We start from the raw sequence: 20,478 nt of genomic DNA on the forward strand, positions 1-20,478 counted from the left end.
CAGTAACCCTACCCTTACTTACGGAATGGGAAGTTAAAGGCAGCCAGCAGAGCTCGGCCTTCCTCATCGGATCCCGCAGATGTCGTGATAGTAATATCAAGACCGCGGACACGATCGACTTTATCGTAGTCGATTTCCGGAAAGATGATTTGCTCGCGAACGCCCATGCTGTAGTTACCGCGTCCGTCAAAAGACTTAGCGCTAACACCACGGAAATCACGTACACGTGGAAGTGCGATAGAGATTAAACGCTCTAAAAATTCCCACATGCGCTCACCACGCAAGGTTACTTTACAACCAATTGGGTAGCCTTCACGAATTTTGAAACCAGCTACAGATTTACGCGCTTTCGTGATAAGAGGCTTTTGACCAGAGATCGTTGCCATATCAGATGCTGCGTTTTCTAGCAGTTTCTTATCGTTGATTGCTTCACCAACGCCCATGTTTAGGGTGATTTTCTCAATCCTAGGGACTTGCATGACGCTTGTGTAGCTGAACTCTTTGGTAAGCTCAGCGACTACAGACGACTTGTAGTAATCATGCAGTTTCGCCATAGTAGAACTCCAAATTACTTCTAATTAGTTAGAAACAGTTTCGCCGTTAGATTTGAAGAAACGAACTTTCTTGCCATCTTCGATACGGAAACCGATACGGTCTGCTTTACCAGTAGCCGCGTTAAAGACTGCAACGTTAGAAGCATCAATAGCTGCTTCTTGTTCAACGATGCCACCTTGTTGACCTAGAGCCGGAACCGGCTTTTGGTGTTTTTTAACAAGATTGATGCCTTCAACAACAACTTTACCAGTTGTCAGAACCTTAGTTACTTTACCTTTCTTGCCTTTATCTTTACCAGCAAGAATGATTACTTCGTCATTACGACGGATTTTAGCTGCCATGTTGCCGCTCCTTACAGAACTTCAGGTGCAAGTGATACAATCTTCATGAATTTCGCGTTACGAAGTTCACGAGTCACAGGACCAAAGATACGTGTGCCGACTGGTTGCTCAGTAGTGTCATTTAACAATACACAAGCATTACTGTCGAAGCGAATGACAGAACCGTCTGGGCGACGAACGCCTTTACGGGTGCGCACTACTACCGCCTTCAGAACATCACCTTTCTTTACTTTACCGCGAGGAATCGCTTCCTTCACTGTAACCTTGATGACGTCACCGATATGTGCATAACGGCGGTGAGAGCCACCCAGAACCTTAATACACATTACCTTGCGCGCGCCAGAGTTATCTGCTGCGTCAAGTGTACTTTGCATCTGGATCATTGTTAGTGCTCCGCTAAATATTAAAACTAGACCCTCTCGGGTCGGGCTGCCTCTTTAAAAGGGACGCGAATTGTACCACCCTTTTTTTAAATTGGGTAGACAAAAAACAAGCGGCTCCAAAAAATTATTTGGAGCCGCTTATAAGTTATAGAATTACAAAGATTAAATCTTCGCTTTTTCTAGAACTTTAACCAATGTCCAAGACTTAGTCTTAGACAGAGGACGACACTCAGCGATTTCAACTTTGTCGCCTAGGCCACAAGTGTTGTCTTCGTCGTGTGCGTGTACTTTAGTCGTGCGTTTGATGAACTTACCGTAAATCGGGTGTTTTACAGTACGTTCAATAGCAACAACGATAGACTTGTCCATCTTGTCACTTACTACACGGCCTTGCTGGATGCGGTTAGTTTCGCTCATTATGCGCCTGCCTTTTCAGTCAAAACAGTTTTCACACGTGCGATGTCACGGCGTACAGCTTTTAGAGTATGAGTTTGCTGTAGTTGACCAGTTGCAGCTTGCATGCGCAAGTTGAACTGTTCACGTAGCAAATTCAATAGCTCAGCGTTAAGCTCTTCAACGTTCTTTTCGCGTAGATCTTGTGCTTTCATCACATCACCTGCTTAGTTACAAAAGTAGTTTTAACAGGCAGTTTACGTGCCGCTAGGCGGAACGCTTCACGTGCCAACTCTTCAGGTACGCCATTCATCTCGTACATAACTTTGCCTGGTTGGATTTGAGCAACCCAGTACGCAACTGAACCTTTACCTTTACCTTGACGAACTTCAAGAGGCTTTTCAGTAATCGGTTTGTCTGGGAAAACACGGATCCAGATTTGACCTTGACGCTTAATGTGACGTGTCATAGCACGACGTGCCGCTTCGATTTGACGTGCAGTCAGACGACCACGGCCAACAGCTTTAAGACCGAATTCGCCGAAGCTTACTTCAGTACCTTTAGCTAGACCACGGTTACGACCAGTCATAACCTTGCGGAACTTAGTACGTTTTGGTTGTAGCATCGTTCGACTCCTTACTTACGGCCTTTACGCTGCTTCTTAGGCTTATCGCCTTTTGGCTCTACTGCGTTAGCAGCTGGCATACCGCCTAGAATCTCACCTTTGAAGATCCAAACTTTAATGCCGATCACACCGTATTGGGTGTGAGCCGAAGAAGTTGCGTAATCAATGTCTGCACGTAGAGTGTGTAGAGGCACACGGCCTTCACGGTACCACTCCGAACGTGCGATTTCAGCACCGCCAAGACGGCCGCCTACTTGTACTTTGATGCCTTTAGCGCCTAGACGCATAGCATTTTGTACCGCACGCTTCATTGCACGACGGAACATAACACGACGCTCTAGTTGAGACGCGATGCTATCAGCTACAAGCTGACCATCTAGCTCAGGCTTACGTACTTCAGCGATGTTAATTTGCGCTGGTACACCTGCGATTTTAGCTACAGCTGCGCGTAGCTTCTCTACGTCTTCACCTTTCTTACCGATAACAACGCCAGGACGAGCAGTGTGAATAGTCACACGGATGCTCTTCGCTGGACGCTCGATAACGATACGAGATAATGATGCTTTTTGTAGTTCCTTGGTAAGGAACTGACGTACCTTGAAGTCGCCGTCTAGGTTGTCAGCGAATTCGTTGGTATTAGCAAACCATGTAGCATTCCAAGGCTTAACGATGCCAAGACGAATACCATTAGGATGTACTTTCTGACCCATTGCTTACTCTCCTAGTCTTTAGCGATCTGCTACAACAATAGTGATGTGGCTTGAACGCTTCAAGATACGATCCGCACGGCCTTTAGCACGAGGCATAATACGCTTCATGATAGGGCCCTCATCTACGAAGATTTTAGCGACATTTAGATCGTCGATATCTGCACCTTCGTTATGTTCCGCGTTAGCGATAGCTGACTCAAGAACTTTCTTAACTAAAACAGCAGCTTTTTTGTTGCTGAAAGTTAGAATTTCTAGAGCCTGGTCTACCGACTTACCGCGAATTTGGTCTGCAACTAAGCGAGCTTTCTGTGGAGAAATACGAGCAAAGTTATGTTTAGCTAAAGCTTCCATCATCTACTCCTTATTTCTTCTTAGCTTTCTTATCTGCAGCATGACCGCGATAAGTACGAGTTGGTGCAAATTCGCCTAGTTTGTGACCGATCATTTCTTCGGTAACGAAAACAGGGACGTGCTGACGACCATTATGGACAGCGATGGTCAAACCAATCATTGTTGGGATGATCATTGAGCGACGGGACCAAGTCTTAATAGGCTTTTTGTCTCCGCTTTCCACCGCTTTCTCTACCTTCTTCAGCAAGTGTAGGTCAATAAAAGGACCTTTCTTGAGAGAACGTGGCATGGCGATTCCTCTTTATAAATTATTTAGTGCGACGACGTACGATGTACTTGTCAGTGCGCTTGTTCTTACGAGTCTTGAAGCCCTTAGTAGGAACGCCCCAAGGAGAAACTGGGTGACGACCACCAGATGTGCGGCCTTCACCACCACCATGTGGGTGATCCACCGGGTTCATTACTACACCACGTACGGTTGGACGTACGCCGCGCCAGCGTGAAGCACCAGCTTTACCAAGTTCACGTAGCATATGCTCAGAGTTACCAACTTCACCGATCGTTGCACGACCTTCAGAAAGAACTTTGCGCATTTCACCAGAACGTAGACGGATAGTTACGTATGCACCATCGCGAGCGATGATTTGAGCATAAGCACCAGCCGAACGAGCTAGTTGAGCACCTTTACCAGGCTTAAGTTCAACACAGTGTACAGTAGAACCTACTGGGATGTTGCGCATCGGCAGAGTGTTACCTGCTTTGATTGCAGCATCTACGCCAGATTGAATCTGGTCGCCTGCGTTAACACCTTTAGGTGCAATGATGTAACGACGCTCACCGTCTGCGTACAGAACTAGAGCGATGTTAGCACTACGGTTTGGATCGTATTCTAGACGCTCAACTTTCGCTGGGATGCCATCTTTAGTACGTTTGAAGTCAATCAGACGGTAATGATGTTTATGACCACCACCGATGTGACGTACTGTAATACGACCGTTGTTGTTACGACCACCGTTCTTAGAGTTTTTCTCTAAAAGTGGTGCGTATGGCTTACCCTTGTGCAGGTCAGCGTTAACAACTTTAACGACGTGACGACGACCAGGGGAAGTCGGCTTACATTTAACAATAGCCATTTTTACTACTCCTGTTATTCCGCGCCGCCAACGAAGTCAAGATCTTGACCTTCTTTCAAAGTAACGTAGGCTTTCTTAACGTCTGAACGACGGCCTTCACGCATACCTTGACGCTTGGTCTTACCCTTTAATACAAGAGTATTTACAGACTTAACTTCAACTTCAAATAGCTTTTCTACAGCTGCTTTGATCTCTTTCTTAGTTGCATCTTTAGCTACTTTGAAAACGATAGTGTTCGCTTTCTCAGCTGCCATAGTTGCTTTTTCAGAGATGTGCGGAGCACGTAGAACTTTTAAGATACGCTCTTCAGTGATCATGCTAGCATCTCCTCAACTTGCTTAACTGCGTCAGCAGTCATCAGAACCTTGTCGAAAGCGATTAGTGATACTGGATCAACACCAGCAACATCACGTGCATCTACTTTGTATAGGTTACGAGCAGCTAAGAATAGATTTTCATCTACTTCGCCAGTCACAATCAGAACGTCGTTTAGCTCAAGCTCTTTAAGCTTAGCTACAAGTTCTTTTGTTTTTGGTGCTTCTACAGAGAAGTTATCAACAACGATTAGACGCTCTTGACGAATCAACTCAGACAGAATGCTCTTCATAGCACCGCGGTACATTTTTTTGTTTACTTTTTGGCTGTGATCTTGTGGTTTCGCAGCAAAAGTAACACCACCTGTACGCCAGATTGGGCTACGAATTGTACCAGCACGTGCACGGCCAGTACCTTTTTGGCGCCATGGCTTAGCACCGCCGCCTGATACTTCAGAACGAGTCTTTTGAGCACGAGTACCTTGACGAGCACCTGCTGCATACGCAACAACTACTTGGTGTACTAGAGCTTCGTTAAAGTCACGTCCGAAAGTAGTCTCGGAAACAGTTAGTGCATCAGCACCTTTAACCATCAATTCCATTACTTACTCCTAGACGTTATGCTTTAACAGCAGGTTTTACGATCACGTTACCGCCTGTTGAGCCTGGTACTGCACCTTTAATAAGGAGTAGATTGCGCTCAGCGTCAACACGTACGATCTCTAGGTTTTGAGTCGTTACACGCTCAGCACCCATGTGACCTGCCATTTTCTTGCCTTTAAACACGCGGCCTGGAGTTTGACATTGGCCAATTGAACCCGGTGCGCGGTGAGACAAAGAGTTACCGTGAGTCATATCTTGAGTAGAGAAGTTCCAACGCTTGATAGCGCCTTGGAAGCCTTTACCTTTAGATGTACCAGTAACGTCTACTTTTTTAATTTCGTTGAAAAGTTCTACGTTTAGCTCAGCGCCAACTTCAAACTCTTCGCCGTTTTCTAAACGGAATTCCCAAAGACCGCGACCTGCTTCAACACCCGCTTTCGCGAAGTGACCAGCTTCAGGTTTAGTTACACGGTTAGCTTTCTTAGCACCAGTAGTTACTTGGATTGCTGCGTAGCCGTCTGTCTCAAGAGTTTTAACTTGAGAAATACGGTTCGCTTCAACCTCAACAACAGTTACTGGGATAGAAACGCCTTCTTCAGTAAATACGCGGGTCATACCCACTTTACGTCCGACTAGACCAATCATTATTCTTATCTCCCTTAACCTAGGCTGATTTGAACATCAACGCCAGCTGCAAGATCAAGACGCATTAGAGCATCAACAGTTTTATCTGTTGGCTCAACGATGTCGATCAAACGCTTGTGAGTACGAATTTCGTACTGATCACGTGCATCTTTGTTGACGTGTGGAGAGGTAAGAACAGTGAAACGCTCTTTACGAGTAGGAAGTGGAATAGGACCACGAACCTGTGCGCCAGTACGTTTTGCTGTTTCAACGATTTCCGCAGTTGAAGCATCGATTAGCTTGTAATCAAACGCTTTAAGGCGGATACGAATACGTTGGTTCTGCATGAGACAGAGCTCCAATTATTAAAAATTACACAAACAATATCGCCACTCAAGCTCGAAAGAACGAGAGAATGCCGATTGATTTATGTGAAACCGTAGCATCCAAGATTAGGACGCATTGTCAGTTAACTTTTGAAGTAAACACAAGGCTTACTATTTTTATTAACCGCGAACATAAGCTGAGTATACATTACTAGGTAAGACCTACTCCTCAGTGCTCATTGGTTCACAAACCGGCGTTAGCCAGTGCGATGCATTATACAGATCACGTTTTAGTATGCAAGTGGTGTTGGAAAAATAATCGGAATTTCTTTGATGAGGGTAATCGACGGTAGTTGAATGACGAAAGTCGAATTACAAAGAACAGGGGGACACTTGGGGGATTATAAAAACGAAAGGGGTCAGAAAAACAAAAGGGAAGCCGAAGCATCCCTTTTCTTATGCAGTTCTTCTAATGAAGAGTGTGCAAAAATCTAAATGCTATTAAGCGAAGATTTTAGCTACAACACCAGCACCAACTGTACGGCCACCTTCGCGGATTGCGAAACGTAGACCTTCGTCCATTGCGATTGGAGCGATTAGCTCAACAGTCATTTGAACGTTGTCACCTGGCATTACCATTTCTACGCCTTCAGGTAGAGTGATATCGCCTGTTACGTCAGTTGTACGGAAGTAGAACTGTGGACGGTAACCCTTGAAGAAAGGAGTGTGACGGCCGCCTTCGTCTTTAGAAAGTACGTATACTTCAGACTCAAACTTAGTGTGTGGGTTGATTGAACCTTTAGCAGAAAGTACTTGGCCACGTTCAACATCATCACGCTTAGTACCACGTAGAAGTGCACCAACGTTCTCACCTGCACGACCTTCGTCAAGCAGCTTACGGAACATTTCAACACCAGTACAAGTAGTAAGAGTAGTCTCTTTGATACCAACGATTTCTACTTCGTCACCTACACGTAGGATACCGCGCTCGATACGACCAGTAACTACAGTACCACGACCTTGGATTGAGAATACATCTTCAATAGGAAGTAGGAACGGTAGATCAACAGCACGCTCTGGAAGTGGAATGTAAGAATCTAGTGCTTCTGCAAGCTCAACGATCTTGTCTTCCCACTGCTTTTCGCCGTTTAGAGCGCCAAGTGCAGAACCTTGAATTACTGGAAGGTCGTCTCCTGGGTACTCGTACTCAGAAAGAAGTTCACGAACTTCCATTTCTACTAGCTCAAGTAGCTCTTCGTCATCAACCATGTCACATTTGTTCATGAATACGATGATGTAAGGGATACCAACTTGACGACCAAGTAGGATGTGCTCACGAGTTTGTGGCATAGGGCCATCTGTAGCAGCAACAACTAGGATACCGCCGTCCATTTGAGCAGCACCAGTGATCATGTTTTTAACATAATCGGCGTGTCCAGGACAGTCTACGTGTGCGTAGTGACGTTCAGGAGTATCGTACTCAACGTGAGAAGTTGCGATTGTGATACCGCGCTCGCGCTCTTCAGGAGCGTTATCGATAGATGCGAAATCTTTAGCAACACCGCCGTACACTTTTGCAAGTGTAGTACAGATAGCAGCAGTTAGAGTTGTTTTACCGTGGTCAACGTGGCCGATAGTACCAACGTTTACGTGCGGTTTCGTACGTTCAAATTTTTCTTTAGACACAATCGTGTTCCTTCCTAGTTATGATTCGCCACGTTCATTATTGAGCGAGACGCGCCAGAAATTGCTATTTTATGCGCCAACTCTCGTTAGCGCAATATTTGGACGCATTGTTCTTTCAAAAAATGAAAAAAATGCGTCCCTTTTGTTTAACCACGCTCTGCAATGATTGCATTAGCAACATTTTTTGGCACTTCAGCGTACTCACTAAACTCCATAGAGTAAGAAGCACGACCTTGTGTCGCAGAACGTAAATCAGTTGCGTAACCGAACATGACAGACAACGGAACTTGTGCACGAATTATCTTCAGGCCAGCTGTCCCCTCGTCCATACCTTCGATGATGCCACGACGACGGTTAATATCGCCAACAACGTCACCCATCCAGTCTTCTGGAGTAGTTACTTCAACTTTCATCATAGGCTCAAGCAAAACTGGTTGCGCTTCTAGTGCACCCGTTCTGAAAGCCATAGAGGCAGCGATTGTAAACGCCATCTCACTTGAATCTACTTCATGGTAAGAACCATCATATAGTGTAGCTTTGATATCCAAAACTGGATAGCCCGCTAATACACCATTGTTCATTTGTTCTTCAACGCCTTTAGCGACAGAGGTAATGAACTCTTTTGGCACGATACCATTGGCAATTTCATCTACGAAGACAAAGCCTTCACCGGCTTCTGATGGTTCCAGTTTCAGCCACACGTGACCGTACTGTCCTTTACCACCATGTTCGCGGATAAATTTACCTTCAGCTTTCGCTGTACCACGAATGGTTTCACGATAAGCAACTTGCGGGTTACCAACGTTGCAGTTCACGCTAAATTCGCGCTTCATGCGGTCAACGATGATATCTAAGTGCAGTTCACCCATACCAGATATTAGTGTCTGGCCAGTCTCGTCATCCGTTTCAACACGGAACGATGGATCTTCTGCCGCTAGCTTACCTAACGCGATAGTCATTTTATCTTGATCAGCTTGAGAGCGAGGCTCTACAACGATCTGAATAACTGGATCTGGGAATTCCATACGCTCAAGAACGATTTTATGGTTCTGATCACATAGAGTTTCACCAGTAGTTACATCTTTAAGGCCGATAATGGCTGCGATGTCACCTGCTCGTACTTCTTTTACTTCTTCACGCTTGTTTGAGTGCATTTGAACAATGCGCCCTAAACGTTCACGTTGTTTTTTCACGGAGTTGTAAGCTGTTTTACCACTTTCAACAACACCAGAGTAAACACGGATGAAAGTCAAAGTACCAACAAATGGGTCTGTTGCAATCTTAAATGCTAGCGCTGAGAACGGTTCTTTGTCGTCTGCATGACGCTCTGCTTCGTTCTCGTCTTCATCGATACCTTTAATTGCAGGTACATCGACTGGAGAAGGAAGGAAGTCAACAACTGCATCTAGAACAGCTTGTACACCTTTGTTTTTGAATGCACTACCACAAGTAGCAAGTACGATTTCATTATTAAGGGTACGAGTACGAAGACCTTGTTTAATTTCAGCTTCTGTTAATTCACCTTCTTCAAGGTACTTATCCATCAGCTCTTCATTTGCTTCTGCAGCAGCTTCAACAAGTTCTGTACGATATTCTTCAGCCATTTCTTGCATGTCTGCAGGAATATCTTCGTACGTGAAAGTCATGCCTTGGTCAGCTTCGTTCCAGTTAATCGCTTTCATCTTGATAAGATCGACAACGCCTTGGAAGTTTTCTTCAGCACCAATGTTCAGTTGAATTGGAACAGGAGTTGCGCCTAGGCGATCCTTGATCTGTTCAACTACACGCAAGAAGTCTGCGCCTGTACGGTCCATTTTATTAACGAAAACCATACGTGGAACTTGGTACTTATCAGCTTGACGCCATACTGTCTCTGACTGAGGTTCAACACCAGATGAGCCACAGAACACAACAACTGCACCATCAAGTACACGCAGAGAACGTTCTACTTCGATTGTGAAGTCAACGTGCCCCGGAGTGTCGATGATATTAATACGGTGGTCAGAGTACTGAGCTTCCATACCACGCCAAAACGTAGTAGTTGCTGCTGAAGTGATCGTAATACCGCGCTCTTGCTCTTGCTCCATCCAATCCATGGTTGCTGCACCATCGTGAACTTCGCCGATTTTGTGAGAAAGACCGGTATAGAACAGAATACGTTCACTTGTGGTTGTTTTACCTGCATCTACGTGAGCAACGATACCGATATTACGGTATTGCTCAATAGGAGTTTTACGAGCCACGGTTGAATCCTCTTATTAGAGACTTAGGGACTATTGCTATGTCTAGATTATGCGTTAAAAGCGATACTTCGCTAAAAAGTGCTTGCCCTAGAAATAGCAATAGTTCCTAGCATAAGCATAGGAACTAAAGAAGTGCTGCAAGGAAACTTGCAGCACTAAAAAGGTATTACCAGCGGTAATGTGCGAACGCTTTGTTTGCGTCAGCCATACGGTGAACGTCTTCACGTTTCTTAACCGAAGTACCTTTGTTCTCAGACGCGTCTAGCATTTCAGCAGCTAGGCGTTGAGCCATAGATTTTTCACCACGCTTACGCGCAGCTTCAACTACCCAACGCATAGCAAGAGCGTTACGGCGAACCGGACGAACTTCTACAGGTACTTGGTAAGTTGAACCACCCACACGGCGAGATTTAACTTCTACCGCTGGACGAACATTTTCAAGAGCTTCTTCAAATACAGCTAAGTGATCTTTACCAGATTTCTCAGCCATAACTTCTAGTGCAGTGTAAACAATCTTCTCTGCAGTAGATTTTTTTCCGTCAACCATAAGGATGTTAACGAATTTTGCCAGCAGTTCAGATTTGAACTTAGGATCTGGAAGGATCTTACGCTGGCCTATTACGCGACGACGTGGCATGGAATTTCTCCGTTGTCTTCTTCAGGTTTTTTCCAAAACTTTTCAGAATAATAAATAAATAGTGTTTGGCCTTACTTAACGCTTTCTTTTAAAAAAAGACGCATTAAGACTTAGGACGTTTCACACCATACTTAGAACGACCTTTCTTACGGTCGTTAACGCCTGCACAGTCAAGTGCACCGCGAACAGTGTGGTAACGCACACCTGGTAAATCTTTAACACGACCACCACGGATAAGAACAACACTGTGTTCTTGAAGGTTATGACCTTCACCGCCGATGTATGAAGTAACTTCAAAGCCGTTAGTTAGACGAACACGACATACTTTACGTAGTGCTGAGTTCGGTTTTTTTGGAGTAGTAGTATATACGCGAGTACATACACCACGTTTTTGTGGGCACGCTTCTAGTGCAGGCACGTTGCTTTTAACAACCTGCTTTACACGAGGAGTACGTACCAACTGGTTAATAGTTGCCATTAACTAGCTCCTGATTTACTTGAAAGTAAGCTTGATGAAAAATCTAGCCCTATTACACATAGTGTAAATAGGGACGCAAAATTCTATTCAGCAGTGGGATGTGTGTCAAGAAATATACAGATCTTTTTTAGCCGTCTAGAGCTCAGGATGGTCTTTTTTTAACCACACTGATAAAATGCAGCTACCAAGTGACTGATTTGGCGATCAAAACAGTCAGTTTTACGAACCCATCGAAGTCCACTTGATCCAGAGTGCTTGAAGCAAGTTGTTGTAAACCTCGGCTATAAAGATCTGTTTTTAATACCGACACATGTTTAACGGTTGAGATTTGATTGAATAACTCATGATTTGGAAGGCAAACATACACCGCATCTTCAACTAAAAGGATATGGTCCTTTTGTTGCGAGTACATCAATGCAAGCTTGAGTTTGTCTACTGATTTTACAATATGAAGCATAACGTTCCCTAGAAAGTCAGTATTTTTTGGCTCTGAGCTAACTTCTGCGTCAACTCATTCATTTCTAGCGCAGTCACATCGATCAGTAAATTATCAGTCGAGAGACCAAACTGATTGAGGCTATGTTGACACACGTAAACCTGCTCGATGTCGTAGAGGTCCATAAGCTTGAATGCAGAAATATAGTCACGTGATAGGGATTCATCAGGCTGTTGCGCTTTGAGAAGCTGTGTAACGCCATCACCGACAAAGAATACGCTAATGTCTTCACTGTAAGCTGAAGCCGCTAACAATGCGTCTAGCCCTTCCCTACCCGCGGCCGTTGTATGAGGGAAGCTGTTAAATACAAATGCTAATGTGCTCAAAACTGGACAACCCTATCTTGCGTCAGAAGTGCTTCAGATAAGCTCCCTAAGCCAGCTTGGGTAAACCCTGTCGCCAAGTTAGATGCACTCAGTTGATGTTGCGTCGCTTCTTCAGTGCTGATAACTCCACGCCTTAGCGCAGCTGCAACACATGTCTCTAAGCTAACATTGTGCTCGTCCGCCAGTTTTTTCCAAGCGGCAGCTAAATCAAATTCATCATTAGCAGGCACAGTAATGCCAGAGCCATTACTGACGCCGTCTTGATAGAAGAACACACTGTGAAGTTTGTGGCCCTGTTTCAATAGAGCCACAGCAAACTGATAAGCACTTCTTGCGGATTGTGAGCCGTAAACGGGTCCATTAACTAAGAGTGTATAGCTTAACAACCCTCTTCATCCTCTGTTTTACGTTGACGGATGTACAAGTACACTGTGTGCTTAGAGATATTCAATCGCTCAGCAACACGGTTAATCGCGTCTTTGATATCGAAAATACCTTTGTCGTACAGCTCCATCACGATTTGGCGATTTTTGGTGTTGTTCGATACTGATTTGTCTGCATTGATTTCTTCAATCGTGCGTTCAACCGTTTGGTCGACAAGTTCTTCAACATCACTAGCAAAGTTAACAGATGACGCAGCTTCGTCCGCATCTTGCGTAGGCATGAAAGATTGCAGCACTTGTGAGAATGGCGCATCTAAGTTCACGTTAATACACAGTAAGCCAATCACTCGGTCTTCACCATTGCGGATAGCAACCGTGATCGACTTCATTAGCACCCCGCCTTTAGCGCGAGTAAAATATGAACGAGAGAAGTTACGCTTAGAACCTTCAATATCTTTCAACATTTTCAATGCAAGATCGGTGATTGGCGAACCAACCTGACGACCTGTATTTTCACCATTGGCAATTTTAATCGCTGAAGTATTGAGGTCTTCTAAAGAGTGTAAAACGATTTCACAAAACGGACCTATAAGACTCGCAATACCATCAACTACGGCCTCATAAGATCTTAAGATAATTTTATCGTGTTCACTGAATGGCATGACATGGACTGATTCCATTTCGAGTAACATGTCCGCATTGACTGTTTCTGTAGTAGTCACTTATTCCTTACCTTCGTGTGAAAAATCAACAAATTTATGTAAGTTTATCAGAAAATTTTAATTGCACACCTAGCTAACATTGCAACTAGTGATTTAGAACAAGTTTAAAAATCAAATACTCATATTCAAGTCATAAAAAAAGCCCAACTTAAAGTTAGGCTTTTTATTCAATCAACGTATTTTAGTACGAGGCTTTTAACCGATATTATTGTGCAGGAGCTGCTCCAGCGTTATCGATGTTTAGTAGTTCCACTTCGAATACTAGCGTTGAGTTAGCTGGGATAGTCGGTGTATCTTGCTCACCGTATGCTAGCTCTGGCGGGATAACGAACTTGTACTTAGAACCCACTTGCATCAGTTGTACACCTTCAGTCCAGCCTGGGATTACTCGGTTTAGTGGGAATGTTGCTGGTTCGCCACGATCGTAAGAGCTATCGAACTGAGTACCGTCTGTTAGCGTACCTTTGTAGTGTACTTGAACCGTATCAGTGTCTTTTGGAGAAGCGCCTTCACCAGCCGTCATTACTTGGTAAAGTAGACCAGATTCAGTTTGCTTAACGCCTTCAGTTTTAGCGAACTCAGCACGGAAATCATCACCCGCTTTCTTCACTTCTGCTGACTTTTCTGCTGCTTGTGCTTGCATCGTTTCAGCAACACGCTTGTCTAGAGCTTCAAGAGCTGCACGTGTCTCTTCTTCGTTAAGTGCCGTCTTCTCTGCGAATACGTCTTCGATACCTTGAAGAACCATCGCTTTGTCTAGGTTAATACCTAGCTCGCTTGGCTTATCAATGCTTGTGCTTAAGTAGTTAGCGAAAGATACACCGATTGCGTATGCCGCTTTGTCATCTTCTGTTTTAAAGTTTACTGCTGCAACTTTAACTTCTTCTACCTGTGGAGCTTCTGCCTTTGGTTCTTCTTTCTGACAACCAACTGCTAGCATAACCGTTGCGGCAAGCAGTGATACTTTTAAAACTGATTTCATTGAATTCTCCAATTAATGGCCAAGCCATTGGTTATTGTGCACAAATCTAATGATTAGATTGGTGTGAATACGTTAGTTATAACAATATACTAGTCATATGTCTTTCGACACAAACCGGATTATTGGATGTGATGCGAATATTTTTCCACTCATTGCTATGTACGATTGTCATCACCTTGTTAAATGGCTGCTTTTTCTTCCAAGATGATGACCAACGCTGGGAAATTGAACCCAACGGCGCCACCAGCTTTGCGCTAAGTAGAGATGGACGCTTCGCCCTGCTCTACTCGCAACAAAAACAGCTGCTCCTTTGGGATCTTGCCCAGAACAAAGAACTGGCTCAGCTTGGTCCACAAGATCAATCCGAAAATCAAGTATCGCGTATTCGCATCTCTGACAATGGTCGCTTTGCCATTACCGCCAGTCAGATGAATTTCGCCGTTTGGGACTTATCTTGGACACAAGCTGAAGGGCTATGGTCGATTTCCGATGGCTTAATTCGCGATGTTGATATCTCTAGCAACGGTGAAAAAGTACTGCTGGGCCTGTCTAATGGCAAAGCTATCTATGTGGACTTAGTCACCGGACGCCGTCTGGAGTTCCTCGCTCACCGAGAAAAAGTTAATTCCGTCTCCCTATCTTCGAATGGGCGCTACGCATTATCAGGTGGTAACGACTATAAAGCTTACCTTTGGGATACCGAATCAGGCTTGGTATTACGTACATTCGAGCATGAACAAAGAGTCGTACGAGTTGCCTTACAACGAGATGGAGAGCTAGCTTTTACCTCCGATGGAGGTAATCAAGCGATGATCTGGGATCTAGAAACAGGTCATCCTCAAGCGCAATTGCAGAGCTGGTCTCGACAGCTGATTTTCTCGAGTGCTCGCTTTTCTGATGACGGCAGTATGTTAGTAACGGGTACGCCATCTAGCCAAGTAAGCGTGTGGAATACTCAAGATGGTAAACGCATTTCTCGCCACGACGCCGAGCCATTAAAAGATGCTCGCCCTCCTCGTGCGGTAGTGTATGATGCAGCCTTTGATGATAAGAACCGTGTGATATCGGGCACCTCTGCGGGCATTGCCCAAGCTTGGAATGTGGATTAAGAACGATGACAGAAAAGCGAGTTGAACAATTAGAAAGCCGCGTGAATGACCTAGAATGTCAGTTGGCTTTCCAAGAACAAACCATTGAAGAACTCAATGAAGCGCTTAGCCAACAACAGATGTTGATCACGAGAATGCAAGACCAAATGAAGTTCGTGGTGGGCAAAGTGAAAAATATGGATGGCTCTAACCTAGCAGACGCATCAGAAGAGACGCCACCTCCACACTATTAAGTGCGGTTCCAAATAACGAATTGGTTCTAGCGACGCACATCGCTAGTCTCTCATCCTCGATGTGTAAACACATTTCAGGACGGGACATAGAAAACTAAAAGGGCGACAGATGCTTATCTGTCGCCCTTTTGTTTATTTAGTCTGCGCTAATTTAACTAAAGCCAGTTAAGCCAATACAAGCTTAGTCATCGGCATAAATCTTCACTTCCACGCAACCGTTAGTATCAACGCTCGCGCGATACATTCCAGAACTGTTCATACCGAAATGAATATCACCTTGTCCATCGATAGCAATCAAGCCGCCTTCACCACCCATGGTTTTCAATTCACCTTGAATAATCGTTTCACAAGCCGTATGCACATCTTCCTTGAGGTAACGCATTCGTGCCGCCACATCACTGGCAACCATCTTTCTAAGGAAGAACTCCCCCATACCTGTTGTTGAAACGGCCACGTTGCCATTTTCAGCAACAGTGCCTGCACCGATGATTGGAGAATCTCCCACACGACCGTATTTTTTATTGGTTACGCCACCAGTGCTGGTTGCGGCTGCTAAGTTTCCGGCTTGATCTAATGCGACCGCGCCAACCGTGCCGTACTTTTTATCATCGGGATATTTATCAGCTTGCTCTTCATCATATTTCGCTTCAGACAAAGCAAAAATACCTTTCTCTTTCATCGACTGAAGTTGGTCATAACGACGCTCAGTAAAGAAGTAATCTTGCTCAGTGAAGATATGTTCATGCTCAAATGCAAACTTCTCGGCGCCTTCACCAATCAGCAGCACATGGTCACTTTTAAGCATCACATCACGCGCAAGCTCAATTGGATTTTTGATATGGCGGACACCGGCAATAGCCCCCGCATCCATTTCACGACCGTGCATCACAGAAGCATCCATCTCAACAAATTCATCATGAGTCAGAACAGAACCTTTTCCGGCATTAAAGTGGGGACTGTCTTCCATCACCTTAACTGAAGCAACCACTGCATCCAGAGCATCGCCACCCGACTGTAATACTTGATAGCCAGCCAAAACCGATTTTTCCAAAGCCTCGGTAATACCCGTTTTTAATTCATCACTCATTTGCTCTCGTAAGATGGTGCCTGCACCACCATGAATGGCAATTGAAAAAGGCTGTGACATACAAACTCTCCACTGACGTCGACTTATAATGTTGTGCTATCAATACCACATCCAAGGTTTGATGTCTGATAGCGAAAACCAAACTATTTACGAACGCTTAGATTTGCGGACACTAAGATTTGCAGACAATTAGTTTAGTAGACGAAAAGCCAACTCAAACAGCTAGCACCCTAAACGAAAAAAACCTCCACAAGGGAGGCTTTCAATATTCTTAAACTAAACCGTTAATTCGGTATTAGTGAGAACCACAGCTACCGCCGCCGCAGCAGCCGTCTTTTTTCTCTTCAGCGTGGTCATGGCCTTCGCCACCACAGCAACCACCTTCGTGATCATGATCGTGGTCGTGACCGCCACAGCCGCCTTCTTGGTGTACGTGACCGTGTTGAACTTCTTCTTCAGTCGCTTCACGAACCGCTACAACTTCAACGTCAAACGTTAGAGTTTGGCCAGCTAGCATGTGGTTACCGTCAACAACAACTTCGTCGCCATCTACTTCAGTAACTTCAACTGGGATTGGACCTTGGTCAGTATCCGCTAGGAAACGCATGCCAACTTCGATTTGCTCAACACCTTGGAATACGTCTGCAGGAACACGTTGAACTAAGTCATCGTTGTGCTCGCCGTAAGCGTCTTCTGGAGTAACAGTTGCTGAGAACTTGTCGCCAGCGACTTTGCCTTCAAGCTCTTTTTCAAGACCTGTAATTAGGTTGTTGTGACCGTGAAGGTAATCTAGTGGAGCTTCTGCAGTTGATTGGTCAACTACTACGCCATCTTCAAGTTTCACTTGATATGCAACACTAACTACTACGTTCTTTTCAATTTTCATGAGAGCTCCAAGGAGGTTTGGACTAAGCTCGAACAGTTGAGCTTAGGAAAAATTCTGTACCCGGATATTATGGGGATCAATTGACGAAACTCAATCACTCAGGCTTAAAAATACCGATCATTTCTTGATTCGCGTGTTCAGATTTCTCTACAGTTTTCGGTTTACGCTGTTCTGTGAAGTCACAATCGACACATTCCACCAGCTCGATATTATTTTCAATCCACCAACGGAGTGTGTCTTGAGTCTTGCAGCTTGGGCAGCTCGCCCCTGCGATAAAGCGTTTTTTCTGTTTCACGTTCATATCCTTTACTACTCTGGATTCGCAGTTCTTCCGCTCTAGCTCTATTAAAGGCAAAGCAGAGACCACGTTTATTATTAGATTAGTTATCTAGACTTTTATTTCTAGAGCTCAAGCTATATTTCTATGCCCAAGCTTCATTTCTAAGCTCAAGCATTAGTTATCACTTCAAGCTACTGCCAATAGTTTCGAGATTGGTGATCGTTTTCCATCTCGTGTCCAAAAATCTCTTCAAGCTCTTTGCGAGCCTCTTTCGCTCTTTGAGCTAACTCGGCATCTTCGTTATGCTGAGGCAGCAACTCTTTCAGCATACCATTATCCAGTTTCCTAAAATGTGCTTCTGCTCGCTTCGCTTTATATGGATGCATGCCAAGTTCGGTCAATGTTTGACGACCTAAATCTAATGCCCCAAGGAAGGTTTCACGCGAGTAGTTGCTCACACCGTGGTTAAGTAATTGATACGCTTCAACACGGCTTCGAGCACGCGCTAAAATCTTTAACTGTGGGAAGTGCTGCTTACACAAGTCGACAGTTTTCATGATTTCGTCTGGAGAGTCGGTACACAACACGATCGCTTCCGCTTTATCAGCTCCGGCTGCGCGTAATAATTCAAGATGAGTCGAGTCACCGTAAAATACCTTGTAGCCGAACTTCCTAAGGATATGTATTTGGCTGGCATCACTTTCAAGGACGGTGATACGAATCTTGTTGGCATACATCAGACGACCAATGATCTGACCGAAACGACCAAAGCCTGCAATAATCACTCGAGGGCTACGATCAACCACATCCGAAGACATCGCGCTTTCACTGATTTGATTAAGCTGACGCGCAAAGAATCGGTCTTGCAGCTTAAGCATCAATGGAGTTGTCACCATAGATAGGCTCACAACAACCAGTAAGAACGACACTTGGTCGCCGCTTAAGATGCCTTGTGCACTCGCCGCGGTAAAAATAACGAAGGCAAACTCACCACCTTGGCTGAGAATCATCGCCATGCGACTACGCGCTTTTGCAAGTGTTCCGAAGATACGAGCTAGCGCATACAGCACTAAGCCTTTCAATACGACCAGAGACGATACCGCGATAAGTATTGCGAATGGGCTTTCTGCCAGTAAACCTAAGTTTACCGCCATACCTACAGAGATAAAGAACAGACCAAGCAGTAACCCTTTGAATGGGTCAATCGCGATTTCTAACTCGTGTCGATATTCACTTTCAGCCAGAAGTACGCCCGCCAAGAAAGTACCTAATGCCATCGACAAACCAATCTGCTGCATAATGACAGCAATACCAATCACCAATAACAGCGCTGCGACGGTGAACAACTCACGAACACCGCTCATGACTACGTAGCGGAACAGCGGCCTCAACAAGAAGTGACCACCGACAAGCAAGCCAATGACACCACCTAGCATCCACAACATGTCAGCCCAACTGCCGCCCGTATTGCCAGCGAGCAAAGGCAGCATCGCCAACATAGGGATAACGGCTATATCTTGGAAAAGTAATACTGCAAAGCCTGACTGCCCCGCTTCTTTTCCACCAAGCTCTCGCTCTTCAATAACACGTAACGCAATAGCGGTCGAAGACAAAGCTAAACCCATGCCGATGACTAAGCTAGTTTGCCAAGTTAAACCAAACATACACGCGATGGCGGTAATAATCAGAGTGGTGATCAGAACTTGCGCGCCACCGAGTCCGAGAATGGGGGCTCGCATCTGCCACAGTTTTTTCGGATTAAGTTCGAGACCAATCAAAAAGAGCAGCAGTACCACCCCGAATTCGGAGAAGTGTAGAATCGCCTCTACATCACTGATTAAACCAAGTCCCCATGGGCCAATCGCCACACCCGCTAATAAGTAACCGAGTACTGAACCCAAGCCAGCTCGCTGCGCGATAGGAACCGCAACCACAGCAGCCGCTAAAAATATAACGCTACTTTGTAGAAAATCATTAGTCAGAGCCATCATCTGCTCCTATATCTTGTAGCGGGTCTCGCAACCAATTTCGATACGCTTCTGCGTGTTGATAACGCGTCATATCGGTGACATTTCGTGCCCAGTGTAAAACCAAAGGGGGTATCCAGTGCATCTGACACAAAGCAGCGGTTAGCTCGAATGGTTGCAAAATCTCTTGTAATGGATATTTATTATAGCCTGCGGCACCAAACGCCTCTTCTTTACCACCGGTAGTAATCACACTGCGCCAGTGTTTACCTTTAAGCGCACTTTGCTCACCAAACGCAAACCCCTTGCCTAATACTCGGTCAAACCACTCTTTAAGTAGTGATGGGCACGAATACATAAACAAAGGGTGTTGGAACACGATCACATCATATTCAAGCAGCAATGCATGCTCAGAAGGCACATCAATAAAGAAGTCAGGATAGATGGCGTAGAGATCGTGGACTTTGACATTCCCAAGCGACTCTATCTTTTTAACCATGATCTGGTTAGCGATAGAGGTTTGCGGCTCTGGGTGCGCATAGATGACCAGCACCTTTGGCACGGGGTTGTCTGTCGAGGGAGTATTACTCATTCCTTTGAAACAT

At 45.0% G+C, this 20,478-nt stretch carries 30 protein-coding genes; 2 read left to right on the forward strand and 28 right to left on the reverse strand.

Annotation, left to right across the window (positions count from 1 at the left end):
- Positions 1 to 14: 14 nt before the first annotated feature.
- The 23 genes from rplE to fkpA form a co-directional block, all read right to left on the reverse strand.
- Positions 15 to 554 carry a 50S ribosomal protein L5 gene (gene rplE, locus Q5H80_RS12820; RefSeq protein WP_004736744.1) on the reverse strand — a complete coding sequence of 180 codons (540 nt, stop codon included), beginning with the start codon at positions 552 to 554 and terminating at the stop codon, positions 15 to 17.
- Positions 555 to 578: 24 nt separating this feature from the next.
- On the reverse strand, positions 579 to 896 hold the full coding sequence (gene rplX / locus Q5H80_RS12825; RefSeq protein ID WP_004736742.1) for a 50S ribosomal protein L24: 318 nt from the start codon (positions 894 to 896) through the stop codon (positions 579 to 581).
- A gap of 11 nt (positions 897 to 907) precedes the next feature.
- Positions 908 to 1,279 (reverse strand): 50S ribosomal protein L14, encoded by a 372-nt coding sequence (rplN, locus tag Q5H80_RS12830; RefSeq protein WP_004736740.1) that lies wholly within the window; start codon positions 1,277 to 1,279, stop codon positions 908 to 910.
- Between the two features lie 162 nt (positions 1,280 to 1,441).
- Entirely contained in the window at positions 1,442 to 1,696 is a 255-nt protein-coding gene (rpsQ, locus tag Q5H80_RS12835; RefSeq protein ID WP_004736739.1) for a 30S ribosomal protein S17, read from the reverse strand.
- The gene (gene rpmC / locus Q5H80_RS12840; RefSeq protein ID WP_004736737.1) at positions 1,696 to 1,887 is read right to left on the reverse strand and encodes a 50S ribosomal protein L29; all 192 of its coding nucleotides are present in this window, start codon (positions 1,885 to 1,887) and stop codon (positions 1,696 to 1,698) included. The genes rpsQ and rpmC overlap by 1 nt, the downstream gene beginning before the upstream one ends.
- On the reverse strand, positions 1,887 to 2,297 hold the full coding sequence (gene rplP, locus Q5H80_RS12845; RefSeq protein WP_004736736.1) for a 50S ribosomal protein L16: 411 nt from the start codon (positions 2,295 to 2,297) through the stop codon (positions 1,887 to 1,889). The genes rpmC and rplP overlap by 1 nt, the downstream gene beginning before the upstream one ends.
- Before the next feature lie 11 nt (positions 2,298 to 2,308).
- The gene (gene rpsC / locus Q5H80_RS12850) at positions 2,309 to 3,007 is read right to left on the reverse strand and encodes a 30S ribosomal protein S3 (protein ID WP_004736734.1); all 699 of its coding nucleotides are present in this window, start codon (positions 3,005 to 3,007) and stop codon (positions 2,309 to 2,311) included.
- 18 nt (positions 3,008 to 3,025) lie between these two features.
- Complete coding sequence (rplV, locus tag Q5H80_RS12855) at positions 3,026 to 3,358, reverse strand: 50S ribosomal protein L22 (protein WP_004736732.1); 333 nt, start codon at positions 3,356 to 3,358, stop codon at positions 3,026 to 3,028.
- Positions 3,359 to 3,368: 10 nt separating this feature from the next.
- Positions 3,369 to 3,647 carry a 30S ribosomal protein S19 gene (gene rpsS / locus Q5H80_RS12860; RefSeq protein ID WP_004736729.1) on the reverse strand — a complete coding sequence of 93 codons (279 nt, stop codon included), beginning with the start codon at positions 3,645 to 3,647 and terminating at the stop codon, positions 3,369 to 3,371.
- Between the two features lie 19 nt (positions 3,648 to 3,666).
- Complete coding sequence (gene rplB, locus Q5H80_RS12865) at positions 3,667 to 4,491, reverse strand: 50S ribosomal protein L2 (RefSeq protein WP_017076297.1); 825 nt, start codon at positions 4,489 to 4,491, stop codon at positions 3,667 to 3,669.
- Between the two features lie 14 nt (positions 4,492 to 4,505).
- The gene (gene rplW, locus Q5H80_RS12870; RefSeq protein WP_004736765.1) at positions 4,506 to 4,808 is read right to left on the reverse strand and encodes a 50S ribosomal protein L23; all 303 of its coding nucleotides are present in this window, start codon (positions 4,806 to 4,808) and stop codon (positions 4,506 to 4,508) included.
- Positions 4,805 to 5,407 (reverse strand): 50S ribosomal protein L4, encoded by a 603-nt coding sequence (rplD, locus tag Q5H80_RS12875; RefSeq protein WP_004736764.1) that lies wholly within the window; start codon positions 5,405 to 5,407, stop codon positions 4,805 to 4,807. The genes rplW and rplD overlap by 4 nt, the downstream gene beginning before the upstream one ends.
- A gap of 16 nt (positions 5,408 to 5,423) precedes the next feature.
- Complete coding sequence (gene rplC / locus Q5H80_RS12880) at positions 5,424 to 6,053, reverse strand: 50S ribosomal protein L3 (RefSeq protein WP_004736763.1); 630 nt, start codon at positions 6,051 to 6,053, stop codon at positions 5,424 to 5,426.
- Between the two features lie 14 nt (positions 6,054 to 6,067).
- Positions 6,068 to 6,379, reverse strand: coding sequence for a 30S ribosomal protein S10 (gene rpsJ, locus Q5H80_RS12885; protein WP_004736761.1), 312 nt, complete (start codon positions 6,377 to 6,379; stop codon positions 6,068 to 6,070).
- Positions 6,380 to 6,859: 480 nt separating this feature from the next.
- Positions 6,860 to 8,044 carry an elongation factor Tu gene (tuf, locus tag Q5H80_RS12890; protein ID WP_012604914.1) on the reverse strand — a complete coding sequence of 395 codons (1,185 nt, stop codon included), beginning with the start codon at positions 8,042 to 8,044 and terminating at the stop codon, positions 6,860 to 6,862.
- 146 nt (positions 8,045 to 8,190) lie between these two features.
- Positions 8,191 to 10,287 (reverse strand): elongation factor G, encoded by a 2,097-nt coding sequence (fusA, locus tag Q5H80_RS12895; RefSeq protein WP_012604915.1) that lies wholly within the window; start codon positions 10,285 to 10,287, stop codon positions 8,191 to 8,193.
- Positions 10,288 to 10,453: 166 nt separating this feature from the next.
- Entirely contained in the window at positions 10,454 to 10,924 is a 471-nt protein-coding gene (gene rpsG, locus Q5H80_RS12900; protein WP_012604916.1) for a 30S ribosomal protein S7, read from the reverse strand.
- 103 nt (positions 10,925 to 11,027) lie between these two features.
- Positions 11,028 to 11,402 carry a 30S ribosomal protein S12 gene (gene rpsL / locus Q5H80_RS12905; RefSeq protein WP_012604917.1) on the reverse strand — a complete coding sequence of 125 codons (375 nt, stop codon included), beginning with the start codon at positions 11,400 to 11,402 and terminating at the stop codon, positions 11,028 to 11,030.
- A gap of 181 nt (positions 11,403 to 11,583) precedes the next feature.
- A complete protein-coding gene (tusB, locus tag Q5H80_RS12910) occupies positions 11,584 to 11,859 on the reverse strand; it encodes a sulfurtransferase complex subunit TusB (RefSeq protein ID WP_304565226.1) in 276 nt (91 codons plus the stop codon).
- Positions 11,860 to 11,867: 8 nt separating this feature from the next.
- Complete coding sequence (tusC, locus tag Q5H80_RS12915) at positions 11,868 to 12,224, reverse strand: sulfurtransferase complex subunit TusC (RefSeq protein ID WP_304565228.1); 357 nt, start codon at positions 12,222 to 12,224, stop codon at positions 11,868 to 11,870.
- The gene (gene tusD / locus Q5H80_RS12920; protein ID WP_304565230.1) at positions 12,221 to 12,610 is read right to left on the reverse strand and encodes a sulfurtransferase complex subunit TusD; all 390 of its coding nucleotides are present in this window, start codon (positions 12,608 to 12,610) and stop codon (positions 12,221 to 12,223) included. The genes tusC and tusD overlap by 4 nt, the downstream gene beginning before the upstream one ends.
- On the reverse strand, positions 12,604 to 13,329 hold the full coding sequence (locus Q5H80_RS12925) for a transcriptional regulator (RefSeq protein WP_012604921.1): 726 nt from the start codon (positions 13,327 to 13,329) through the stop codon (positions 12,604 to 12,606). The genes tusD and Q5H80_RS12925 overlap by 7 nt, the downstream gene beginning before the upstream one ends.
- Before the next feature lie 205 nt (positions 13,330 to 13,534).
- Positions 13,535 to 14,311 carry an FKBP-type peptidyl-prolyl cis-trans isomerase gene (gene fkpA / locus Q5H80_RS12930; RefSeq protein ID WP_304565233.1) on the reverse strand — a complete coding sequence of 259 codons (777 nt, stop codon included), beginning with the start codon at positions 14,309 to 14,311 and terminating at the stop codon, positions 13,535 to 13,537.
- 131 nt (positions 14,312 to 14,442) lie between these two features.
- Here fkpA and Q5H80_RS12935 point away from each other — a divergent pair, with 131 nt between their 5' ends.
- Complete coding sequence (locus Q5H80_RS12935; protein ID WP_304569418.1) at positions 14,443 to 15,420, forward strand: WD40 repeat domain-containing protein; 978 nt, start codon at positions 14,443 to 14,445, stop codon at positions 15,418 to 15,420.
- A 5-nt stretch (positions 15,421 to 15,425) separates the two neighbouring features.
- Positions 15,426 to 15,653 carry a SlyX family protein gene (locus tag Q5H80_RS12940; RefSeq protein WP_009848930.1) on the forward strand — a complete coding sequence of 76 codons (228 nt, stop codon included), beginning with the start codon at positions 15,426 to 15,428 and terminating at the stop codon, positions 15,651 to 15,653.
- Between the two features lie 181 nt (positions 15,654 to 15,834).
- On the opposite strand, the gene Q5H80_RS12945 is transcribed toward Q5H80_RS12940, so the two are convergent.
- From Q5H80_RS12945 to kefG, 5 genes are all read right to left on the reverse strand, one after another.
- Complete coding sequence (locus tag Q5H80_RS12945; RefSeq protein ID WP_304565277.1) at positions 15,835 to 16,800, reverse strand: isoaspartyl peptidase/L-asparaginase family protein; 966 nt, start codon at positions 16,798 to 16,800, stop codon at positions 15,835 to 15,837.
- Between the two features lie 235 nt (positions 16,801 to 17,035).
- Positions 17,036 to 17,626 (reverse strand): peptidylprolyl isomerase, encoded by a 591-nt coding sequence (gene slyD / locus Q5H80_RS12950; RefSeq protein ID WP_009848928.1) that lies wholly within the window; start codon positions 17,624 to 17,626, stop codon positions 17,036 to 17,038.
- 94 nt (positions 17,627 to 17,720) lie between these two features.
- Positions 17,721 to 17,921 (reverse strand): YheV family putative zinc ribbon protein, encoded by a 201-nt coding sequence (locus Q5H80_RS12955; protein WP_009848927.1) that lies wholly within the window; start codon positions 17,919 to 17,921, stop codon positions 17,721 to 17,723.
- A 176-nt stretch (positions 17,922 to 18,097) separates the two neighbouring features.
- Positions 18,098 to 19,894 (reverse strand): glutathione-regulated potassium-efflux system protein KefB, encoded by a 1,797-nt coding sequence (gene kefB, locus Q5H80_RS12960; RefSeq protein ID WP_304569419.1) that lies wholly within the window; start codon positions 19,892 to 19,894, stop codon positions 18,098 to 18,100.
- Complete coding sequence (kefG, locus tag Q5H80_RS12965; protein ID WP_304565285.1) at positions 19,881 to 20,465, reverse strand: glutathione-regulated potassium-efflux system ancillary protein KefG; 585 nt, start codon at positions 20,463 to 20,465, stop codon at positions 19,881 to 19,883. The genes kefB and kefG overlap by 14 nt, the downstream gene beginning before the upstream one ends.
- Positions 20,466 to 20,478: the final 13 nt, after the last annotated feature.

The organism is Vibrio sp. SNU_ST1 (assembly GCF_030563405.1).
Classification (GTDB): domain Bacteria; phylum Pseudomonadota; class Gammaproteobacteria; order Enterobacterales; family Vibrionaceae; genus Vibrio.

What these genes read in the sequence shown, in the direction of transcription:
- rplE (WP_004736744.1), bottom strand. Translation starts at nt 554, where the DNA reads ATGGCGAAACTGCATGATTACTACAAGTCGTCTGTAGTCGCTGAGCTT.
- rplX (WP_004736742.1), bottom strand. Translation starts at nt 896, where the DNA reads ATGGCAGCTAAAATCCGTCGTAATGACGAAGTAATCATTCTTGCTGGT.
- rplN (WP_004736740.1), bottom strand. Translation starts at nt 1,279, where the DNA reads ATGATCCAGATGCAAAGTACACTTGACGCAGCAGATAACTCTGGCGCG.
- rpsQ (WP_004736739.1), bottom strand. Translation starts at nt 1,696, where the DNA reads ATGAGCGAAACTAACCGCATCCAGCAAGGCCGTGTAGTAAGTGACAAG.
- rpmC (WP_004736737.1), bottom strand. Translation starts at nt 1,887, where the DNA reads ATGAAAGCACAAGATCTACGCGAAAAGAACGTTGAAGAGCTTAACGCT.
- rplP (WP_004736736.1), bottom strand. Translation starts at nt 2,297, where the DNA reads ATGCTACAACCAAAACGTACTAAGTTCCGCAAGGTTATGACTGGTCGT.
- rpsC (WP_004736734.1), bottom strand. Translation starts at nt 3,007, where the DNA reads ATGGGTCAGAAAGTACATCCTAATGGTATTCGTCTTGGCATCGTTAAG.
- rplV (WP_004736732.1), bottom strand. Translation starts at nt 3,358, where the DNA reads ATGGAAGCTTTAGCTAAACATAACTTTGCTCGTATTTCTCCACAGAAA.
- rpsS (WP_004736729.1), bottom strand. Translation starts at nt 3,647, where the DNA reads ATGCCACGTTCTCTCAAGAAAGGTCCTTTTATTGACCTACACTTGCTG.
- rplB (WP_017076297.1), bottom strand. Translation starts at nt 4,491, where the DNA reads ATGGCTATTGTTAAATGTAAGCCGACTTCCCCTGGTCGTCGTCACGTC.
- rplW (WP_004736765.1), bottom strand. Translation starts at nt 4,808, where the DNA reads ATGATCACTGAAGAGCGTATCTTAAAAGTTCTACGTGCTCCGCACATC.
- rplD (WP_004736764.1), bottom strand. Translation starts at nt 5,407, where the DNA reads ATGGAATTGATGGTTAAAGGTGCTGATGCACTAACTGTTTCCGAGACT.
- rplC (WP_004736763.1), bottom strand. Translation starts at nt 6,053, where the DNA reads ATGATTGGTCTAGTCGGACGTAAAGTGGGTATGACCCGCGTATTTACT.
- rpsJ (WP_004736761.1), bottom strand. Translation starts at nt 6,379, where the DNA reads ATGCAGAACCAACGTATTCGTATCCGCCTTAAAGCGTTTGATTACAAG.
- rpsG (WP_012604916.1), bottom strand. Translation starts at nt 10,924, where the DNA reads ATGCCACGTCGTCGCGTAATAGGCCAGCGTAAGATCCTTCCAGATCCT.
- rpsL (WP_012604917.1), bottom strand. Translation starts at nt 11,402, where the DNA reads ATGGCAACTATTAACCAGTTGGTACGTACTCCTCGTGTAAAGCAGGTT.
- tusB (WP_304565226.1), bottom strand. Translation starts at nt 11,859, where the DNA reads ATGCTTCATATTGTAAAATCAGTAGACAAACTCAAGCTTGCATTGATG.
- fkpA (WP_304565233.1), bottom strand. Translation starts at nt 14,311, where the DNA reads ATGAAATCAGTTTTAAAAGTATCACTGCTTGCCGCAACGGTTATGCTA.
- Q5H80_RS12935 (WP_304569418.1), top strand. Translation starts at nt 14,443, where the DNA reads ATGCGAATATTTTTCCACTCATTGCTATGTACGATTGTCATCACCTTG.
- Q5H80_RS12940 (WP_009848930.1), top strand. Translation starts at nt 15,426, where the DNA reads ATGACAGAAAAGCGAGTTGAACAATTAGAAAGCCGCGTGAATGACCTA.
- Q5H80_RS12945 (WP_304565277.1), bottom strand. Translation starts at nt 16,800, where the DNA reads ATGTCACAGCCTTTTTCAATTGCCATTCATGGTGGTGCAGGCACCATC.
- slyD (WP_009848928.1), bottom strand. Translation starts at nt 17,626, where the DNA reads ATGAAAATTGAAAAGAACGTAGTAGTTAGTGTTGCATATCAAGTGAAA.
- kefB (WP_304569419.1), bottom strand. Translation starts at nt 19,894, where the DNA reads ATGGCTCTGACTAATGATTTTCTACAAAGTAGCGTTATATTTTTAGCG.
- kefG (WP_304565285.1), bottom strand. Translation starts at nt 20,465, where the DNA reads ATGAGTAATACTCCCTCGACAGACAACCCCGTGCCAAAGGTGCTGGTC.